This window comes from Roseovarius sp. MBR-6 (assembly GCF_040547525.1).
Classification (GTDB): Bacteria; Pseudomonadota; Alphaproteobacteria; order Rhodobacterales; family Rhodobacteraceae; genus Roseovarius.
Genome location: NZ_JBEPPW010000001.1, coordinates 308,867 through 325,435 on the forward strand (window position 1 = coordinate 308,867; position 16,569 = coordinate 325,435).

Below are 16,569 nucleotides of genomic sequence, written 5' to 3' on the forward strand. Positions count from 1 at the left end.
TTCACTCCGCCGCTACCGGCTCTGGCCTGCGCGCACGGGCGAGCGCGCTCAACTCGGCCATCAGCTCGCTGGCGCGCGCAATCGGATTGGTCAGATAGAAATCGCCGATGGCGGCCCCGACCTGCCCCGCGCCGATCTCGGTCGCGGGCACGGGCTGCCAGTCGTTTTCCGGAACCTCGTCGATCCGCGCCAGATGCGGCACCGCCTTGACCAGGCCCTGACGCAATTGCGCAAGGCTGTCAAAGGGCAGCACCGCGCCCGTCTCACCCGAAAGCGCGCGCAGGATCGCCCAGTTCTCCTTGGCCTCGCCGGGGGCGAAGCCCGCGCGCAGCGCCAGTTGCGGACGCCCTTCGGTGTTCACGAAGAGGCCCTGTTCCTCGGTCCAGGCCGCGCCCGGCAGGATCACGTCGGCGCGATGCGCGCCCCGGTCGCCATGGCTTCCCTGATAGATCACAAAAGCCCCCGGCGCGATCTCGATCTCGTCGGCACCAAGGTTGTAGACCACATCGGCCCCCTCCAGCGCCGCCGCCACACCGCCCTCGCAGGTGGCATCCACATCCATCGCGCCGACGCGGCCCGCCGCCGTATGCAGCACCAGAAGGCCGGCACCCTGCTTTTCGGCCACCTGCATGGCAAGGCTCAACACGCCGGCACCGTTCTCGCCGCGCAGCGCGCCCTGCCCCACGATCACCAGCGCGCCCTCGCGCGGGGTCGCCTCGTTGAGAAGGCGCGCCAGAAACTTGTTGCGCGCGCCCAGTTGCTCGGCCCCGAAGGTCAGATCGGCCGGCTGGCCCACATGCACGATCTCCGCCCCCTTGAGCCAGGCCTTGCGGATGCGCGCCCCCAGAACCGGCGCCTCGGTGCCCGGATCGGTGCCGATCAGGGTGATGTGTTTCGCGTGGTCGATATCCTCGATCAGCGCGGTGCCCACGTAACCCGAGCGGTTGCCCGCAGGCAGCGCCGCGCCGTCGGTGCGGCACTCCACCACGCCGCCCTGCCCCTCGATCAGCAGCTTGAGCGCATAGGCGGCCTCCACCGGGGCCAGATCGCCGACCAGACCGGCCAGTTTCGACGCACCCTTGATCGCCGATGCCGCTGCGCCAAGCGCCTCGGGCCAGCCAGCGGGGCGCAAACGCCCGTTCTCGCGGATATAGGGCCGATCAAGCCGCTGCCGCCGCAGCCCGTCCCAGACAAAGCGGGTCTTGTCGGAAATCCATTCCTCGTTCACGCCGTCATGGTTGCGCGGCAGGATGCGCATGACCTCACGGCCCTTCGTGTCGACGCGGATATTGGAGCCGAGCGCATCCATCACGTCGATGGTCTCGGTCTTGGTCAACTCCCATGGCCGCGCGGTAAAGGCATAGGGTTTGGAGACCAGCGCGCCCACGGGGCACAGGTCGATGATATTGCCCTGAAGATTGCTGTTGAGCGTCTCACCCAGATAGGAGGTGATTTCCGCATCCTCGCCGCGTCCGGTCTGACCCATGACATGCAGCCCCGCCACCTCGGTCGTAAAGCGCACGCAGCGCGTGCAGGAGATGCAGCGCGTCATATGCGTTTCCACCAGTGGGCCAAGGTCCAGATCCTCGGTCGCGCGCTTGGGCTCGCGGTAGCGGCTGAAATCCACGCCATAGGCCATGGCCTGATCCTGAAGATCGCATTCGCCGCCCTGATCGCAGATCGGGCAATCAAGCGGGTGGTTGATGAGCAGAAACTCCATCACCCCCTCGCGCGCCTTCTTGACCATGGGCGAATTGGTTTTCACCTGCGGCGGGCTGCCATCGGGAAAGGGGCGCATGTCACGCACCTGCATGGCACAGCTTGCCGCCGGTTTCGGCGGGCCGGGCTGGACCTCGACCAGACACATCCGGCAGTTGCCCGCGATCGACAGGCGCTCGTGATAGCAAAAGCGCGGGACCTCGACGCCAACCTGTTCACAGGCCTGAATCAGCGTCATCGCCGCCTCGACCTCGATTTCCTGCCCGTCGATGATGATCTTGCGTAGGTCCGCCATCCCGTCTCACCTTGCCCTGAGAAGCGCGCCGATCCGGCTTTGCTTCTCGATTTCGTCCCGGCCAAGCACACAGAGGCTCGGCCCGTCATTCGGTTCCGCACCGCGCGCCCGGATATAGGCATCGGCGCGCGCGCGCATCTTCCGTTTCTCTTCGCGATCCTTCACGTAGGCCTCGATCTCGGCCTCCGAATAGCCGCGTGCCACCGCCTCGGCCTTCAACTCGTTCATGAGCCCCAGACCGCGAAACATGCGCGCCGAAATGCTGTCGCAGCGCTTGCGGATCTCGTCGGCCACCGACATTTCCATCAGCCGCTGATTGATGTCCGTCTCCTGCGCCAGAGAGGCCGCACTTGCCCCCGGCACCGCCAGCCCGAACCCCAGAATTGCCCCGAGAATCACACGCATGACATGGCTCCTTTCCCGTCAAACCGGAGCGCGGCCAACGCGGCCCGCCCACCTGCGTCGCAGATGGGAAGGCAGCGGCCTGTCATGCAATAACAGGCAAACCAAACCCCTGATATGACAAAGGTCAACGCCATATGACGCAGGTCCCCGACACCGACACGCGATCCCCCGAACGGGTATAAACAGGCCCCTCCTGCCCCTCGCGCGCCCCTTTCCATTCGATGGCAGAGGTGCCGAAATTCGCGATGCAATGGCGCGTGGCCTCATGCACCGCCGCCTTGCGCGCGCCTTCGACACCACGCCCCGCCCGGCCCACCGACGCGGTGAAGACACGCCGGTCGCTGCGCTCGGCGCGCACCTTCGCCGGATAATAATTCCCGTCAAAGAGCACACGCTCCTCGCGCTTGGAGCATCCCGCCACAAGCACCGCACAAAGCACGATCAGCCCCGCCCGCCGATATGCGCGCGCGGCCCTCACTCTGCGGCCACCGCGCTGATGCGTCCGGCCTTCTGCGCGCGGATACGGTCCTCGATCTCGTCGCGGAAATTGCGGATGAGGCCCTGAATGGGCCAGGCCGCCGCATCGCCAAGCGCGCAGATCGTGTGCCCCTCGACCTGCTTGGACACGTCGAACAGCATGTCGATTTCCTCGATCTCGGCCTCGCCGCGCACCAGCCGCTCCATCACCCGCATCATCCAGCCGGTGCCCTCGCGGCAGGGCGTGCATTGCCCGCACGACTCGTGCTTGTAGAATTTCGACAGCCGCCAGATTGCCTTGACGATATCGGTGCTGCGGTCCATCACGATCACCGCCGCCGTGCCGAGGCCCGAGCGCAGATCCTTTTGCAGATAGTCGAAATCCATGATCGCGTCGCGCATGTTCTCTCCGCGCACGCAGGGCACGGACGACCCGCCCGGGATCACCGCCAGCAGATTGTCCCAGCCGCCGCGAATCCCGCCGCAATGCTTTTCGATGAGTTCCTCGAAGGGGATCGACATGGCCTCCTCGACCACGCAGGGCGTGTTGACATGGCCCGAGATGGCAAAAAGCTTGGTGCCCGCGTTGTTGGGGCGGCCAAAGCCCGAAAACCATTCCGGCCCGCGCCGAAGGATGGTGGGCACCACGGCGATGCTCTCGACGTTGTTCACCGTGGTCGGACAGCCATAAAGCCCCGCCCCCGCCGGAAACGGCGGCTTCATGCGCGGCATGCCTTTTTTGCCCTCAAGGCTTTCCAGCAGGGCGGTTTCCTCGCCACAGATATAAGCGCCCGCGCCGTGATGCAGGTAGAGGTCGAAATCCCAGCCCGACTTGCAGGCGTTCCTGCCGATGAGCCCCGCCTCGTAGGCCTCGTCGATGGCCGCCTGAAGCGCCTCTTTCTCGCGGATGTATTCGCCGCGAATGTAGATATAGCAGGCATGGGCATTCATGGCGAAACTGGCGATCAGACACCCCTCGACCAGCGTATGCGGATCGTGGCGCATGATCTCGCGGTCCTTGCAGGTGCCCGGCTCGCTCTCGTCCGCGTTGACCACCAGATAGGCGGGGCGCCCGTCGCTTTCTTTCGGCATGAAGGACCATTTGAGGCCGGTGGGAAAGCCCGCGCCGCCGCGCCCGCGCAGCCCGCTCGCCTTCATCTGGTTCACGATCCAGTCGCGCCCGTTCTGGAGGATTTTCGCAGTTCCGTCCCAATGGCCCCGCGCCATGGCCCCCTTCAGGCTGCGGTCATGCATCCCGTAGAGATTGGTAAAGATACGATCCTGGTCCTTCAGCATCCCGTCACCTCCGGTTGCCCTGACGCGCGCGCCAGAGTTGATAGATCAGCACGAAGGCGTAGACGAAGCCGCCAAGCGCCATCAGATCGAACAGCGCGCGCATGCGCAGGCTCAGTCCATATTGAGCCCCGATCAGCGAGGCGAGGACCCAAAGCACCCCCGTCCCCGCAATCACAAGCGCGGCGCGGCGCCCAAGGCGCGCGATCTCCTGATCCTGTTGCGGCATCGTCCTTCATGCTCAATATACATCGCCCTCGCCGACACGGCGCGAGAACTCGGTCTCGCCCCCGGCCGCGAGGATTTTCGCCTGATCGACCCAGCCATCGCGGCTGACCCGGCCCTTGAAGCCCTTGAGGTTCTCATCGACCCAGGCCACCTCGGCAGCGGTCCAGTTCGCGATCTGCTCGTAATGATAAAAGCCCAGCTCGTTGCACAGCTTTTCCAGCTTGGGGCCCACGCCCTTGATCGCCTTGAGATCGTCGGCCTTGCCGTCCTTGGGCGCGCTCAGCGCCTCGGGGCGGGTGCCCACGTCAGCCTCGTCCTGCTTTGCGGCCGGGGCCGCTTGCTCTCCATAACGCCATTCGCCCTTGCGCGTCGACAGCTCTTCTTCGCCGTCCAGCAGCGTGCCCGCCCTGACGGCAGGGGCCGCCGTGGCAGCGCTCGCCGTCGGCTCTGCGGCATGGGCAGGGGCAGACGCGGCGGCGGGTTTGGGCGCGGGCGCGTCGTCATCCTCGTCGAACGGGGCCTTGTAACCCGTGATGCCCGTGGCCTGACGCAGGCTTGCCTCGACGTCTTTCGCCTCGATCCCGCGATCCTCGGCCCCGTAACCGGTGCAGATGAGCCGACCGAAAACCAGCCCGATAAAGGCCGCGAAGGCCACCGCCAGCAGCAACGCGGCAAGAAATCCGACCGAGCCGGTTGCAGAGATCAGAACGGCCAGGCCGGCCAAAGACGCAAGGCCCCAGCAAACAATCTGGCAAGTGCTCAGTTTCGACGTTGTGGACATGTCACTCTCTCCCGTTGGTTCTCAGATTGGCGCGTCAGTAGACATCGCCTTTCTTGACCCGGGCGGAAAACTCCGTCTCCTTGCCCTCGGCCAGCAGTTTTGCCTGCTCAACCCAGTTGTCACGGCTGACGCGTCCCTTGAATCCTTCAAGGTTCAGGTCCACCCAACTGACCTCTTCCTCCGTCCATGCGGCGACCTGATCGAAATGGTAAAAACCCATGGAATTGCACAGCTTCTCCAGTTTCGGCCCGATCCCCTTGATCCGCTTGAGATCGTCCGCCTTGCCCGCACGCGGGGCGCTCAGCGCCTCGGGGCGCTTGCCCGCCTCGGCCTTGCTCTCGGCGACGCTCTGCTTGGCGTCCGGCGCGGGGTCCGCTTTGGGTGCCTCGGCCTTGACCAGTTGCGCCTTTGCCTCTTCGGGCTTTTTCTCGGCCTTGGCCATCGGCGTGGCCTTGGCTTCGGCCTTTGCCGCTGCCGTCACGGCGACAGGTTCCGCGTTGAGTGTGACAGAGGACGGCGCGGGCTTGTGATCGGCCCCCTTCTCGCGCCAGGGGGCCAGGATCGGCACCTCGGTGCCGTCGATGCGCTTCACGGTCTCGCCCAGATCGACGGCCGCCTGCGCGCTGGCATTATACTGCGCGCGCCCGCTCTCGAACTCGGTCAGGCTCGTGAGCCCCGATTTCGGCTCGGCGGCATAGCGCCCGTTCTGCGGCCCCGGCACGGGCACCTTGCCCGCGGCCAATTCGTCGATGATCTCGGAGAACCGCGCGGCACTCAGATCCTCGTAATAATCCTTGCCGATCTGCGCCATCGGCGCATTGGCACAGGCCCCCAGGCATTCCACCTCTTCCCAGGAAAACTTGCCATCCTCCGAGAGCTGATGCGGCTTCGGCGCGATTTTCTCGCGGCAGACCGCGATCAGGTCCTCGGCCCCGCAGATCATGCACGAAAGCGTGCCGCAAATCTGGAAATGTGCAATACTACCAACAGGTTGCAACTGGAACATGAAGTAGAACGTGGCCACTTCCAGCGCGCGGATATAATCCATGCCCAGCCGGTCGGCGACATGCTCGATGGCCGGGCGGCTCAGCCAGCCCTCCTGCTCCTGCGCGCGCCACAAAAGCGGGATGATCGCGCTTGCCTGCCGCCCCTCGGGGTATTTGCTGATCTGCGCCTCGGCCCACTCCTGATTGGCAGGGGTGAAGGCAAAGCTTGCGGGCTGCTCGTGGTAAAGACGGCGTAGCATCTCAGGCACAGGCTCCTGTGGTCAGTTTCACGCCACCGCCGGGCAACCGTTCGGCCCCCCCGGTGGACAGGTAACGCCCGGTGATGTCGAGAAGTTGCTGGCGCGCCAGCCCCGTCTGCATCTCCATGGCCAGAAAATCGCCCTCGGTCACGAGGGTGCAGTTGAGGCTTTGCGCCGCCTGCTCGTAAATCGCCAGATCGTCGCGCGTGGTGCCTTGCGGCGGCACGACACAGCCGGCCACAAGGCCAAGCCCGGCCAGTGCGACGCTCAGGCGGCCCAACTCGATCAACGGTCGATCTCCCCGAACACCACGTCCATCGTGCCGATGATCGCCGCCACATCGGCCAGTTGATGCCCCTTGGCGACATGGTCCATCGCCTGCAAATGCAGGAAGCCCGGCGCGCGGATCTTGGCGCGATAGGGCCGGTTGCTGCCGTCGGCCACGAGATAGACGCCAAACTCGCCCTTGGGGGCCTCGACGGCGGCATAGACCTCGCCCTCGGGGACGTGAAACCCTTCGGTATAAAGCTTGAAGTGGTGAATGAGCGCCTCCATCGAGGTCTTCATCTCGCCACGCGACGGTGGCGTGATCTTGCCACGCGCCAGAACATCGCCCTGGCCCTCGGGCGCGCGCAACTTCTCGACCGCCTGATGGATGATGCGCAGGCTCTGGCGCATTTCCTCCATCCGGCAGAGGTAGCGATCGTAGCAATCGCCGTTCTTGCCCACCGGGATCAGGAAATCGAACTCGTCATAGCATTCATAGGGCTGCGCGCGGCGCAGATCCCACGCCATGCCGCTGCCCCGCACCATCACGCCGGAAAAGCCCCAGTCGAGCGCCTCCTGCTGCGTGATCACGCCTATATCGGCGTTGCGCTGCTTGAAAATGCGGTTCTCGGTCAACAGGCCGTCGATGTCATCGAGCACGCGCGGGAACTCATTGGCCCAGGTCTCGATATCGTCGATGAGCGCCGGTGGCAGGTCCTGATGCACGCCGCCGGGGCGGAAATAGGCCGCGTGCAGACGCGCACCGCAGGCCCGCTCGTAGAACACCATCAGCTTTTCGCGCTCTTCGAACCCCCAGAGCGGCGGGGTCAGCGCGCCCACATCCATCGCCTGCGTGGTCACGTTCAGAAGGTGGTTCAGAACGCGCCCGATCTCGCAATAGAGCACCCGGATGAGGCTCGCACGGCGCGGCACCGGCGTGCCGGTCAGCCGCTCGATGGCCAGACACCAGGCATGTTCCTGGTTCATCGGCGCCACGTAATCGAGCCGGTCGAAATAGGGCAGGTTTTGCAGATAGGTGCGGCTTTCCATCAGCTTCTCGGTGCCGCGATGCAGCAGGCCGATATGCGGATCGCAGCGCTCCACCAACTCGCCGTCAAGCTCCAGCACCAGACGCAAAACCCCATGTGCCGCAGGGTGTTGCGGACCGAAGTTGATGTTGAAATTGCGGATCTTCTGCTCGCCGGTGAGCGCGTCCTCGAACTTGGAGCCGTCCATCATGCGCGCCCTCCGTCAAGCTTGTCGCGGAACGCCATCACCCACAAAAGGACCAGCGCCCCCAGCGGGATGATCGCCGCCAGCGCTACCCAGTTGGGGATTCCGAATTTCGGCAAGAGCCGCCAGAACGGGATCACCAGAAGCGCCGCCACGATCAGCATCATGATCAGACCGCCGCCGCCCATGCCATACCCTCCCATCATTTCCCCGCCTCCTTCTCATCACCGGGAAGGATGTATTGCGCCCCTTCCCAAGGCGACATGAAATCGAACTGCCGGTATTCCTGCACCAGCTTCACCGGCTCGTAGACCACCCGCTTTTGCGCCTCGTCATAGCGCACCTCGGTGTAGCCCGTGGTCGGGAAATCCTTGCGCAGCGGATGCCCGCGAAAGCCGTAGTCGGTCAGGATCCGGCGCAGGTCGGGATGGCCCGAGAAGAGGATGCCGAACATGTCGAACACCTCGCGCTCGAACCAGTTGGCCGCCGGATAGGCCGCCGTGATCGAGGGGACCATATCCTCTTCGCGCGTGGCCACGCGCAGGCGGATGCGGTGGTTCTGATACATCGACAGCAGGTGATAGACCACGTCGAACCGCTTGGGGCGCTCGGGGTAATCGACCGCCGTGATATCCACCAACGTGGAAAAGGCGCAGTTCTGATCGGTTTTCAGAAATTCCGCCAGCCCGGCGATACTGGACAGCGACACATCGACGGTGAGTTCGCCATGGGCGATTTCCCAGCCCAGCACACAATCCGCGCGCTTGAGCTCGATATATTCGCCAAGTTCCCTGAGTGCGTTGCTCATCTCACGATCGTCCCCGTCCGGCGGATCTTGCGCTGCAATTGCAGGATCCCGTAAACCAGCGCCTCGGCCGTGGGCGGGCAGCCCGGCACGTAGATATCGACCGGCACGATCCGGTCGCAGCCGCGCACGACGCTGTAGCTGTAGTGGTAATAGCCCCCGCCATTGGCGCAGGAGCCCATCGAGATCACATAGCGCGGCTCGGGCATCTGGTCATAGACCTTGCGCAGCGCGGGCGCCATCTTGTTGGTGAGCGTGCCCGCCACGATCATCACGTCCGACTGACGCGGGGAGGCGCGCGGCGCAAAGCCGAAACGTTCCACGTCATAGCGCGGCATGGCGGTGTGCATCATCTCGACCGCGCAGCAGGCAAGGCCGAAGGTCATCCAATGGAGCGAGCCGGTGCGCGCCCAGTTCACGATATCCTCGGTCGAGGTGAGCAGAAATCCCTTGTCCTGCAACTCGGCATTGAGCGCCTGTGTCGCCACCTCGCGGTCCGGCCCGGCGGTGTTGGCCCCTGTCATCACTGCCATTCCATCGCTCCCTTGCGCCATTCATAGGCAAAGCCCGCGGTCAGCACCGCGAGGAAAACCATCATCGACCAGAACGCCGCCATGCTCAGATCCGCGAAGGCCACCGCCCAGGGAAAGAGCATGGCAATCTCCAGATCGAAGATGATGAAGAGGATCGACACCAGGTAGAAGCGCACGTCGAATTTCATCCGCGCATCGTCAAACGCGTTGAAGCCGCATTCATAGGCGCTCACCTTCTCGGGGTCGGGGTTGCGCACGGCGATGATGACGGCGGCAAGGATGAGAACAAGGCCCAGACCGATGGCAACGGCCATGAGGATCAGGATGGGGAGGTATTCCCTCAGCATCTCTTCCACGGGGTGGCTCCTTTCATGCGCGCACCCGGCGCGCATCAAGATGGCTGCATACTCCTTCGGGGTTTACCCCTGCCCCTTCACGCGGTCAACCGAAGCCGCGCGGCTTTGCCCCCTGTCCGCGATGGATTCTTGCAATTTGTATGCGGTGGTATGCGGCAATCTCCCGCAATTGGCCAAGGATTCAGACCGCGCGCGCCGCGCCGCGGCAAATCCGCGCGACTCACCCCGTCTGCCAGCGTGGTTTGCGGCGCTCGAAAAATGCGGCAATGCCCTCGGGAGCCTCGTCGCCCGCCCAAACCCCGGCCAGGGCCGCGACAGTGCCCGCGATCACATCCTCGTCAATGCGCGGCCCGAAGCCCCTGAGCAGCGCCTTGGCCGCCGCCACCGCCCCCGGCGCGCAGTCAAGATAAGGCGCGACCTCGGCCTCCACCGCCTCATCGAGCGCGGATTCGGGCACCGCGCGCGCCAGAAGGCCAAGCCGCACCGCCTCGGGCGCATCGAAGCGGCGGCCCGACATGAACACCCGCCGCGCCATCGCCTCGCCCATGCGCGCCGCCACATAGGGGCCAATGGTGGCCGGGATCAGCCCCAGCCGCGTCTCGGTCAGCGCGAATTGCGCGCCCTCCACCGCCACCGCCACATCGCAGACGCTCATCATCCCCACGCCGCCGCCAAAGCCATTGCCCTGCACCCGGCCAATGAGCGGCTTGGGCAGCGTGTTGAGCGCCTGCAACATGTGCGCAAGCTTGCCCGCCTCGTGGCTCCGGGTCGCGGGATCGGCCTCGAACTGCTCGCGCATCCAGCCCAGATCGCCACCGGCGCAGAATGTCTTGCCCCGTGCCGCCAGCACCACGACCCGCACCGCATCGTCAGCCCCCAGATCCAGAGCCGCCCGATGCACCTCCGCGATCATCTGCGCGGACATGGCATTGTGCTTGTCGGCACGGTCGAGCCAGAGCGTGGCCACGCCCCGCGCGTCCGTCTCGATGCTGATGGTTCCGCTCATACCCTCTCCTTTTCGCGCCAAATTTCTTCAAAAGAAATTTGTCAAAAATCTTTTCAAGATTTTTGCGACGCAACCCGCATCGCCCGCGCCATGTCCGCCGCACGCGCCAGCACGTGCCGGTCAAGCCCGGTCTCGTAGCCCAGCGCCACCAGCCGGTCATGCACCGCTTCGGTCGCCACGTTACCCGCCGCGCCCGGCGCATAGGGACAGCCCCCCAAGCCCCCCACAGCCGCGTCGAACACCCGGAGGCCGCGCCCCAGCGCCACCTCGATATTGCCCAGCGCACGGCCCGACGTGTCGTGAAAATGCCCCGCCAGCCGCTCCGCAGGCACCGCGTCGCACACCGCCGCCAGCATGGCATCCACCGCCTCGGGCCTGCCCTGCCCGATGGTATCGCCAAGGCTGATCTCGTAACAGCCCATTTCCCAAAGATTTTCTGCCACCCGCGCCACCTGCGCCGGGGCGACCGGCCCGTCATAGGGGCACTCCACCACACAGGAAACATACCCGCGCGCGCGCAGCCCCTCGGCCCCCGCCGTCTCCATGACGGGCGCAAAGCGGGCAAGGCTCTCGTCGATGGTGGCGTTGATATTGGCCTTGGAAAACCCTTCCGAGGCGGACCCGAAGATCGCCACCTCATCCGCCCCCGCCTCGAGCGCGTCGGTCAAGCCCCGCAGGTTGGGCGTGAGCGCGGCATAGCGCACCCCCGGCGCGCGCCTGATTGCGCGCAGCACCTCGGCGCTGTCGGCCATCTGCGGCACCCATTTGGGGCTGACGAAACTCGCCACCTCGATGCGCGCAAAGCCCGCGTCGCTCAGCAGGTCCACAAGCGCGACCTTGTCGCGCGTGGCGATGCGGCCTTTCTCGTTCTGCAAGCCGTCGCGCGGACCTACCTCGAAGATCTCTACCCGTCCGCTCATGCCCCCTCCTCCGGCACGGGATAGAACTCCCGCGCATAGATATCCTGCTCGCCGTCGCGCGCCTTGGCGCGGGCATAGGCCGCGCGCGCGCGCAGGCCCTCCCAATAGGCCACAAGACGCGGGTATTGGTCCAGATCGACGTAATACCGCGCCAGTTCGAACCCATAGCCGAACATGATGTCGGCGGCCGAAAACCCGGAGGGCAAAAGATGATCGCCCGAAACCCGCCCCTCCATCGCCGCAAGGCTTGCGCGCAGCCGCGCGTTGAGCAGCTTCACCACCGTCACAGAGGGCTTCGCGGGCGGGCGCAGGAAAACGAGGTTGAGGTTGAGATTTTCCAGCAGAGACCCCACCGTCTCGGCATAATGCAGGATCTCCAGAAAGCGCGCCCGGTCGGGATGGCCCGGCGGCGGCATCAGCCCCGCTTGTGGATAGGTCTCGCACAGCATCTGCACGATGGCCCCGCTCTCGAACCACACATCCCCCCCATGCTCCAGCACCGGCACCCGACCGGCAGGCGACAACGCAAGGAACGCGGGCGTGCGCATGGAGCCGTCACGGATCGAGTAATAGGCCACCTCATAGTCCAGCCCCAGCTCCTCCAAGAGCCACATCACCCGCAGCGAGCGCGCCAGCGGCACATGGTGCAGCCGGATCACGCCTCCGCCTCCAGCCGGATCAGCGCCGCCCCCGCGCTCACCTGATCGCCCGCGCGCGCCAGCACCTCGGCCACCACCCCGTCGCGCGCGGCCAGAAGGCTGTGCTCCATCTTCATCGCCTCCAGCACCGCCAGCCGGTCGCCCTTGGCCACCGCCTGCCCGGCCACGGCATGGACCGCCTTCACCAGCCCCGGCATCGGGGCCTCGATCAACGCGGCATCGCCGCCCGCCGCACTATCGCGCGCCAGCGGATCGACCAGATCGAAGGCAAGGCCATATTGCGCGAAGACCGTCACCCGCGCGCCATCCACCGCCACCGGGGCCGCAGGCTGCCCGTCGAGCCGCCAGCCCCCGTCCACGCGCCGCGCCGCGACCCAGACCTCGCCCACGCGCAGATCATGCGCGCTGGCCGACAGCGTGCGCACCCGCACCGTGATCTCCTCACCGGCATGGATCAACACCACCTCGCGCTCCAGCGGCTGCCACAGGACAAAGCCCGCATCCTGCGGTGCGCCCTCCAACAGCCCCAGCCCCGCCAGCGCGGCCCAAGCCACTTCGCGCGGCCCCGGCTCCGGCACCACCACCAGCGCGTCGATATCGCGCGCAATCAGCCCGGTATCCACATCGCCGCGCGCGAACCCCTCATGCCGCGCCAGCGCCCCCAGAAACCCGAGATTGGTCACCGTCCCGGCCACCTGCGTGCGCGCCAGCGCCGTCGCCAGCCGCCGCAGCGCCACCGCGCGCGTCGGCCCATGCGTCACCAGCTTGGCGATCATCGGGTCATAGAACGGGCTGATCTCGTCACCCGCCCGCACGCCGCTATCGGCGCGCGCCCCTCCCGGGAAGGCCAGATGCGTGAGCCGCCCCGTCGCGGGCAAAAACCCCTTGGGCACATCCTCGGCATAAAGCCGCGCCTCGAACGCGTGGCCGGTGATGCTCAAATCCTCCTGCCGCGCAGGCAGCGCCTCGCCCGCGGCCACCCGCAACTGCCATTCCACCAGATCGACGCCGGTAATCGCCTCGGTCACCGGATGCTCCACCTGCAACCGCGTGTTCATCTCCATGAACCAGAACCCGTCGGGGCGCAGCCCATGCGCGCCATCGACGATGAACTCCACCGTGCCCGCACCGCTATAGCCGATCGCCTCCGCCGCGCGCACCGCCGCCCCGCCCATGGCCGCGCGCATCTCTGGCGTCATGCCGGGCGCCGGGGCCTCCTCGATCACCTTCTGATGGCGGCGCTGCAACGAGCAATCGCGCTCGAAAAGATGCACGGCCCGCGTGCCGTCGCCGAACACCTGAACCTCGATATGCCTGGGCTTGAGGATGTATTTCTCGACCAGCACATCCGAATTGCCAAAGGCCGTCCTGGCCTCGCCCCGCGCACTTTCCAGCGCATCCATGAAATCCTGCGCCCGCTCGACCAGCCGCATCCCCTTGCCGCCGCCGCCTGCCACGGCCTTGATCAGCACCGGATAACCGATGGCGTCCGCCGCCCCCGCCAGATGCTCGGGGTCCTGATTGGCCCCGTGATAACCCGGCACCACCGGCACGCCCGCTTTCTCCATCAGCGCCTTGGCGGCATCCTTCAGCCCCATCGCCCGAATGGCCCGCGCCGACGGCCCGATGAACCTGAGCCCCGCCGCCTCCACCGCCTCCACGAAATCGGGGTTCTCGCTCAGAAACCCGTAACCGGGATGAATGGCCTCCGCCCCCGTCTCCAGCGCCGCCGCGATGATCGCCTCGCCGCGCAGATAGCTCTCCGCTGGGGCCGGGCCGCCGATATGCACCGCAAGATCGGCCATCGCCACATGCGCGGCCCCCGCATCGGCATCGGAATAGACCGCCACCACCTCCACACCCATCGCGCGCGCCGTGCGCATCACACGGGCTGCGATCTCGCCCCGGTTGGCCACAAGGATTCGCTCAAACATGGCCCGTGCTCCCAGCTTCATCTTGCCTCAAATATCCAAATCCCATCATCGCCACCCTCACATCCGGAAGACGCCAAAGCGCGTCTCCGCCACCGGCGCGTTGAGCGCCGCCCTGAGCGAAAGCGCCAGCACATCCCGGCTCTTGCGCGGGTCAATGCAGCCATCATCCCAAAGCCGCGCAGAGGCATAGAGCGGATGCGACTGCCGCTCGAACATCTCCACCGTGGGCCGCTTGAACGCTTCTTCATCTGCTGCCGACCAGGTCTCGCCGCGCTTTTCCATCGCGTCGCGCCTGACGGTGGCCAGCACCCCCGCCGCCTGCGCGCCGCCCATCACCGAGATGCGGCTGTTGGGCCATGTCCAGAGGAACCGGGGCTGATAGGCCCGCCCCGCCATGCCGTAATTGCCCGCGCCGAAAGAGCCGCCCACCAGCATGGTGATCTTCGGGACGCTCGTGGTCGCCACCGCCGTCACCATCTTGGCGCCATGCCGCGCGATGCCCTCGTTCTCGTATTTGCGCCCGACCATGAAGCCGGTGATGTTTTGCAGGAATACCAGCGGGATGCGGCGCTGCGAACACAGCTCGATGAAATGCGCGCCCTTCGCTGCGGCCTCCGAGAACAGCACGCCATTATTGGCCACGATTCCCACCGGGCAGCCCGTTACGTGAGCAAAGCCCGTCACCAGCGTCTCGCCGAACCGCGCCTTGAACTCGTCGAAACGACTGCCATCGACCAGCCGCGCGATCACCTCGCGGATATCATAGGGCGTGCGCAGATCGGCGGGCACCACGCCGAGGATCTCCTCGGGGTCATAGGCGGGTGCCTCCGGGCTCTGCCAGTCCTGCATGGGCTGGGGGGCCGCGCCCAGATTGCCCACCGCGCGCCGCGCCAGTGCCAGCGCGTGCCCGTCATCCTCGGCCAGGTAATCCGCCACGCCCGAGAGGCGCGTATGCACATCGCCGCCGCCCAGATCCTCGGCCGTGACCACCTCTCCGGTCGCGGCCTTCACGAGCGGCGGGCCGGCCAGAAAGATCGTGCCCTGGTCGCGCACGATGATCGTCACATCCGACATCGCGGGCACATAGGCCCCCCCGGCGGTGCAGCTTCCCATCACCACGGCAATCTGCGCGATGCCCTTCGCGCTCATCCGCGCCTGATTGTAGAAGATGCGCCCGAAATGATCGCGGTCGGGGAACACCTCGTCCTGATTGGGCAGGTTCGCGCCGCCCGAATCCACCAGATAGATGCAGGGCAAATGGCAGTCCTCGGCGATCTCCTGCGCGCGCAGGTGCTTCTTGACGGTCATCGGGTAATAGGTGCCGCCCTTCACCGTGGCGTCATTGCACACCACCATCACGTCGCGCCCCATGACGCGCCCCACCCCGGCGATCACCCCGGCACAGGGGGCCGCCCCGTCATAAAGCCCATGCGCCGCCGTGGCCCCCACCTCCAGAAACGGGCTGCCGGGATCGAGCAGCCCCGCCACACGGTCGCGCGGCAGCATCTTGCCGCGTGAGACATGGCGCTCGCGCGCCCGCTCACCGCCGCCTTCGGCGGCAGACGCTGCCGCCGCCTCGATCTCGCGCAGCGCCGCAAGATGGGCCGCGCGATTTGTTGCAAAGGCCTCCGATGACGGCAGCGCCGATGATTTCAGACGCATGAAAGTCCCTCCTCTTGCCGCAGGCCTGTGGCAATTTTGCCGCAGCGCAGCACAGTGCCCCGAATTTGATTCACGTCAAAGTGATCTGACCGAAAAGCCCCCATACCGGGCGGCGTCAGTATGAAAGTGGAAAGACCATGAAACAGATCACAGCCCTCACCCTCGCCGCCCTCATGGCCAGCACGGCCGCCCCTGCCCTCGCGCAGGAAAAGGGTGACTTCCTGCTCGGCCTCGGCCTCGGTTGGGTCGAACCGACCCAGAACTCCGACACGCTGGCCGGTCGGATCGATGTCGACGGCAACCTGCGCCCGACGATCACGATCGAGTATTTCATCGCCGACCGCATCGGCATCGAACTGCTGGCCGCCTGGCCCTTCGAGCATGACGCCAATCTTCAGGGCGCGGGCAAGGTCGCCGAGGTCAAGCACCTGCCGCCGACGCTCTCGCTGCAATATCACTTCGTCAATGCCAGCAAGGTCACGCCCTTTGTCGGCGCGGGCATCAACTACACCTATTTCTTCGACGAGACCGGCAAGGGCGCGCTGGCCGGTGTCAATGTCGACATGGATGACAGCTGGGGCCTCGCGCTCCACGCTGGCCTCGACTACGAAATCAGCGAACGCTCCGCCCTGCGCGCCGATGTCCGCTATATCGAGATCGAATCCGATACCAAGGTCGGCGGCGTGGATATCGGCACGGTCGAGATCGACCCTTGGGTGTTCAACATCGCCTATGTGCTGAAATTCTGAT

19 protein-coding genes are annotated in these 16,569 nt (G+C 65.9%); 1 reads left to right on the forward strand and 18 read right to left on the reverse strand.

Annotation, left to right across the window (positions count from 1 at the left end):
* Position 1: 1 nt before the first annotated feature.
* The 18 genes from nuoG to ABIE57_RS01690 form a co-directional block, all read right to left on the reverse strand.
* Positions 2–2,014: an NADH-quinone oxidoreductase subunit NuoG gene (gene nuoG / locus ABIE57_RS01605; protein ID WP_354537229.1), complete on the reverse strand. Its 2,013-nt coding sequence runs from the start codon at positions 2,012–2,014 to the stop codon at positions 2–4.
* Positions 2,015–2,020: 6 nt separating this feature from the next.
* Complete coding sequence (locus tag ABIE57_RS01610) at positions 2,021–2,419, reverse strand: DUF5333 domain-containing protein (RefSeq protein WP_354537230.1); 399 nt, start codon at positions 2,417–2,419, stop codon at positions 2,021–2,023.
* A gap of 124 nt (positions 2,420–2,543) precedes the next feature.
* Positions 2,544–2,897, reverse strand: coding sequence for a hypothetical protein (locus ABIE57_RS01615; RefSeq protein ID WP_354537231.1), 354 nt, complete (start codon positions 2,895–2,897; stop codon positions 2,544–2,546).
* A complete protein-coding gene (gene nuoF / locus ABIE57_RS01620; RefSeq protein WP_354537232.1) occupies positions 2,894–4,192 on the reverse strand; it encodes an NADH-quinone oxidoreductase subunit NuoF in 1,299 nt (432 codons plus the stop codon). The genes ABIE57_RS01615 and nuoF overlap by 4 nt, the downstream gene beginning before the upstream one ends.
* Positions 4,193–4,196: 4 nt before the next feature.
* Positions 4,197–4,418 carry a DUF5337 domain-containing protein gene (locus tag ABIE57_RS01625; protein WP_354537233.1) on the reverse strand — a complete coding sequence of 74 codons (222 nt, stop codon included), beginning with the start codon at positions 4,416–4,418 and terminating at the stop codon, positions 4,197–4,199.
* 12 nt (positions 4,419–4,430) lie between these two features.
* Positions 4,431–5,198, reverse strand: coding sequence for a helix-hairpin-helix domain-containing protein (locus tag ABIE57_RS01630; protein WP_354537234.1), 768 nt, complete (start codon positions 5,196–5,198; stop codon positions 4,431–4,433).
* Between the two features lie 34 nt (positions 5,199–5,232).
* Entirely contained in the window at positions 5,233–6,444 is a 1,212-nt protein-coding gene (locus tag ABIE57_RS01635) for an NADH-quinone oxidoreductase subunit E (protein WP_354537235.1), read from the reverse strand.
* A 1-nt stretch (position 6,445) separates the two neighbouring features.
* Positions 6,446–6,733 carry a hypothetical protein gene (locus tag ABIE57_RS01640; protein ID WP_354537236.1) on the reverse strand — a complete coding sequence of 96 codons (288 nt, stop codon included), beginning with the start codon at positions 6,731–6,733 and terminating at the stop codon, positions 6,446–6,448.
* Positions 6,730–7,947: an NADH-quinone oxidoreductase subunit D gene (locus ABIE57_RS01645; RefSeq protein ID WP_354537376.1), complete on the reverse strand. Its 1,218-nt coding sequence runs from the start codon at positions 7,945–7,947 to the stop codon at positions 6,730–6,732. The genes ABIE57_RS01640 and ABIE57_RS01645 overlap by 4 nt, the downstream gene beginning before the upstream one ends.
* A complete protein-coding gene (locus ABIE57_RS01650) occupies positions 7,947–8,150 on the reverse strand; it encodes a hypothetical protein (protein WP_354537237.1) in 204 nt (67 codons plus the stop codon). Before ABIE57_RS01650 ends, ABIE57_RS01645 begins: the two co-directional genes overlap by 1 nt.
* A complete protein-coding gene (locus tag ABIE57_RS01655; protein ID WP_354537238.1) occupies positions 8,147–8,752 on the reverse strand; it encodes an NADH-quinone oxidoreductase subunit C in 606 nt (201 codons plus the stop codon). The genes ABIE57_RS01650 and ABIE57_RS01655 overlap by 4 nt, the downstream gene beginning before the upstream one ends.
* Complete coding sequence (locus ABIE57_RS01660) at positions 8,749–9,282, reverse strand: NuoB/complex I 20 kDa subunit family protein (RefSeq protein WP_354537239.1); 534 nt, start codon at positions 9,280–9,282, stop codon at positions 8,749–8,751. Before ABIE57_RS01660 ends, ABIE57_RS01655 begins: the two co-directional genes overlap by 4 nt.
* Positions 9,273–9,638 carry an NADH-quinone oxidoreductase subunit A gene (locus tag ABIE57_RS01665; RefSeq protein ID WP_354537240.1) on the reverse strand — a complete coding sequence of 122 codons (366 nt, stop codon included), beginning with the start codon at positions 9,636–9,638 and terminating at the stop codon, positions 9,273–9,275. The genes ABIE57_RS01660 and ABIE57_RS01665 overlap by 10 nt, the downstream gene beginning before the upstream one ends.
* A gap of 220 nt (positions 9,639–9,858) precedes the next feature.
* Complete coding sequence (locus tag ABIE57_RS01670) at positions 9,859–10,644, reverse strand: crotonase/enoyl-CoA hydratase family protein (protein ID WP_354537241.1); 786 nt, start codon at positions 10,642–10,644, stop codon at positions 9,859–9,861.
* Between the two features lie 53 nt (positions 10,645–10,697).
* A complete protein-coding gene (locus tag ABIE57_RS01675; RefSeq protein ID WP_354537242.1) occupies positions 10,698–11,564 on the reverse strand; it encodes a hydroxymethylglutaryl-CoA lyase in 867 nt (288 codons plus the stop codon).
* Positions 11,561–12,223 carry a glutathione S-transferase family protein gene (locus ABIE57_RS01680; RefSeq protein WP_354537243.1) on the reverse strand — a complete coding sequence of 221 codons (663 nt, stop codon included), beginning with the start codon at positions 12,221–12,223 and terminating at the stop codon, positions 11,561–11,563. Before ABIE57_RS01680 ends, ABIE57_RS01675 begins: the two co-directional genes overlap by 4 nt.
* The gene (locus tag ABIE57_RS01685; protein ID WP_354537244.1) at positions 12,220–14,157 is read right to left on the reverse strand and encodes an acetyl/propionyl/methylcrotonyl-CoA carboxylase subunit alpha; all 1,938 of its coding nucleotides are present in this window, start codon (positions 14,155–14,157) and stop codon (positions 12,220–12,222) included. Before ABIE57_RS01685 ends, ABIE57_RS01680 begins: the two co-directional genes overlap by 4 nt.
* A gap of 57 nt (positions 14,158–14,214) precedes the next feature.
* Positions 14,215–15,819, reverse strand: coding sequence for a carboxyl transferase domain-containing protein (locus tag ABIE57_RS01690; protein WP_354537245.1), 1,605 nt, complete (start codon positions 15,817–15,819; stop codon positions 14,215–14,217).
* 137 nt (positions 15,820–15,956) lie between these two features.
* On the opposite strand from ABIE57_RS01690, the gene ABIE57_RS01695 reads away from it, so the two are divergent.
* Positions 15,957–16,568, forward strand: coding sequence for an OmpW/AlkL family protein (locus tag ABIE57_RS01695; RefSeq protein WP_354537246.1), 612 nt, complete (start codon positions 15,957–15,959; stop codon positions 16,566–16,568).
* Position 16,569 lies beyond the last annotated feature (1 nt).

Coding starts and splice junctions, on each gene's coding strand:
- ABIE57_RS01650 (WP_354537237.1), bottom strand. CDS start 8,150: ATGATGGGAGGGTATGGCATGGGCGGCGGCGGTCTGATCATGATGCTG.
- ABIE57_RS01685 (WP_354537244.1), bottom strand. CDS start 14,157: ATGTTTGAGCGAATCCTTGTGGCCAACCGGGGCGAGATCGCAGCCCGT.
- nuoG (WP_354537229.1), bottom strand. CDS start 2,014: ATGGCGGACCTACGCAAGATCATCATCGACGGGCAGGAAATCGAGGTC.
- ABIE57_RS01655 (WP_354537238.1), bottom strand. CDS start 8,752: ATGAGCAACGCACTCAGGGAACTTGGCGAATATATCGAGCTCAAGCGC.
- ABIE57_RS01625 (WP_354537233.1), bottom strand. CDS start 4,418: ATGCCGCAACAGGATCAGGAGATCGCGCGCCTTGGGCGCCGCGCCGCG.
- ABIE57_RS01695 (WP_354537246.1), top strand. CDS start 15,957: ATGAAACAGATCACAGCCCTCACCCTCGCCGCCCTCATGGCCAGCACG.
- ABIE57_RS01690 (WP_354537245.1), bottom strand. CDS start 15,819: ATGCGTCTGAAATCATCGGCGCTGCCGTCATCGGAGGCCTTTGCAACA.
- ABIE57_RS01675 (WP_354537242.1), bottom strand. CDS start 11,564: ATGAGCGGACGGGTAGAGATCTTCGAGGTAGGTCCGCGCGACGGCTTG.
- ABIE57_RS01670 (WP_354537241.1), bottom strand. CDS start 10,644: ATGAGCGGAACCATCAGCATCGAGACGGACGCGCGGGGCGTGGCCACG.
- ABIE57_RS01645 (WP_354537376.1), bottom strand. CDS start 7,947: ATGGACGGCTCCAAGTTCGAGGACGCGCTCACCGGCGAGCAGAAGATC.
- ABIE57_RS01610 (WP_354537230.1), bottom strand. CDS start 2,419: ATGCGTGTGATTCTCGGGGCAATTCTGGGGTTCGGGCTGGCGGTGCCG.
- ABIE57_RS01660 (WP_354537239.1), bottom strand. CDS start 9,282: ATGGCAGTGATGACAGGGGCCAACACCGCCGGGCCGGACCGCGAGGTG.
- ABIE57_RS01630 (WP_354537234.1), bottom strand. CDS start 5,198: ATGTCCACAACGTCGAAACTGAGCACTTGCCAGATTGTTTGCTGGGGC.
- nuoF (WP_354537232.1), bottom strand. CDS start 4,192: ATGCTGAAGGACCAGGATCGTATCTTTACCAATCTCTACGGGATGCAT.
- ABIE57_RS01635 (WP_354537235.1), bottom strand. CDS start 6,444: ATGCTACGCCGTCTTTACCACGAGCAGCCCGCAAGCTTTGCCTTCACC.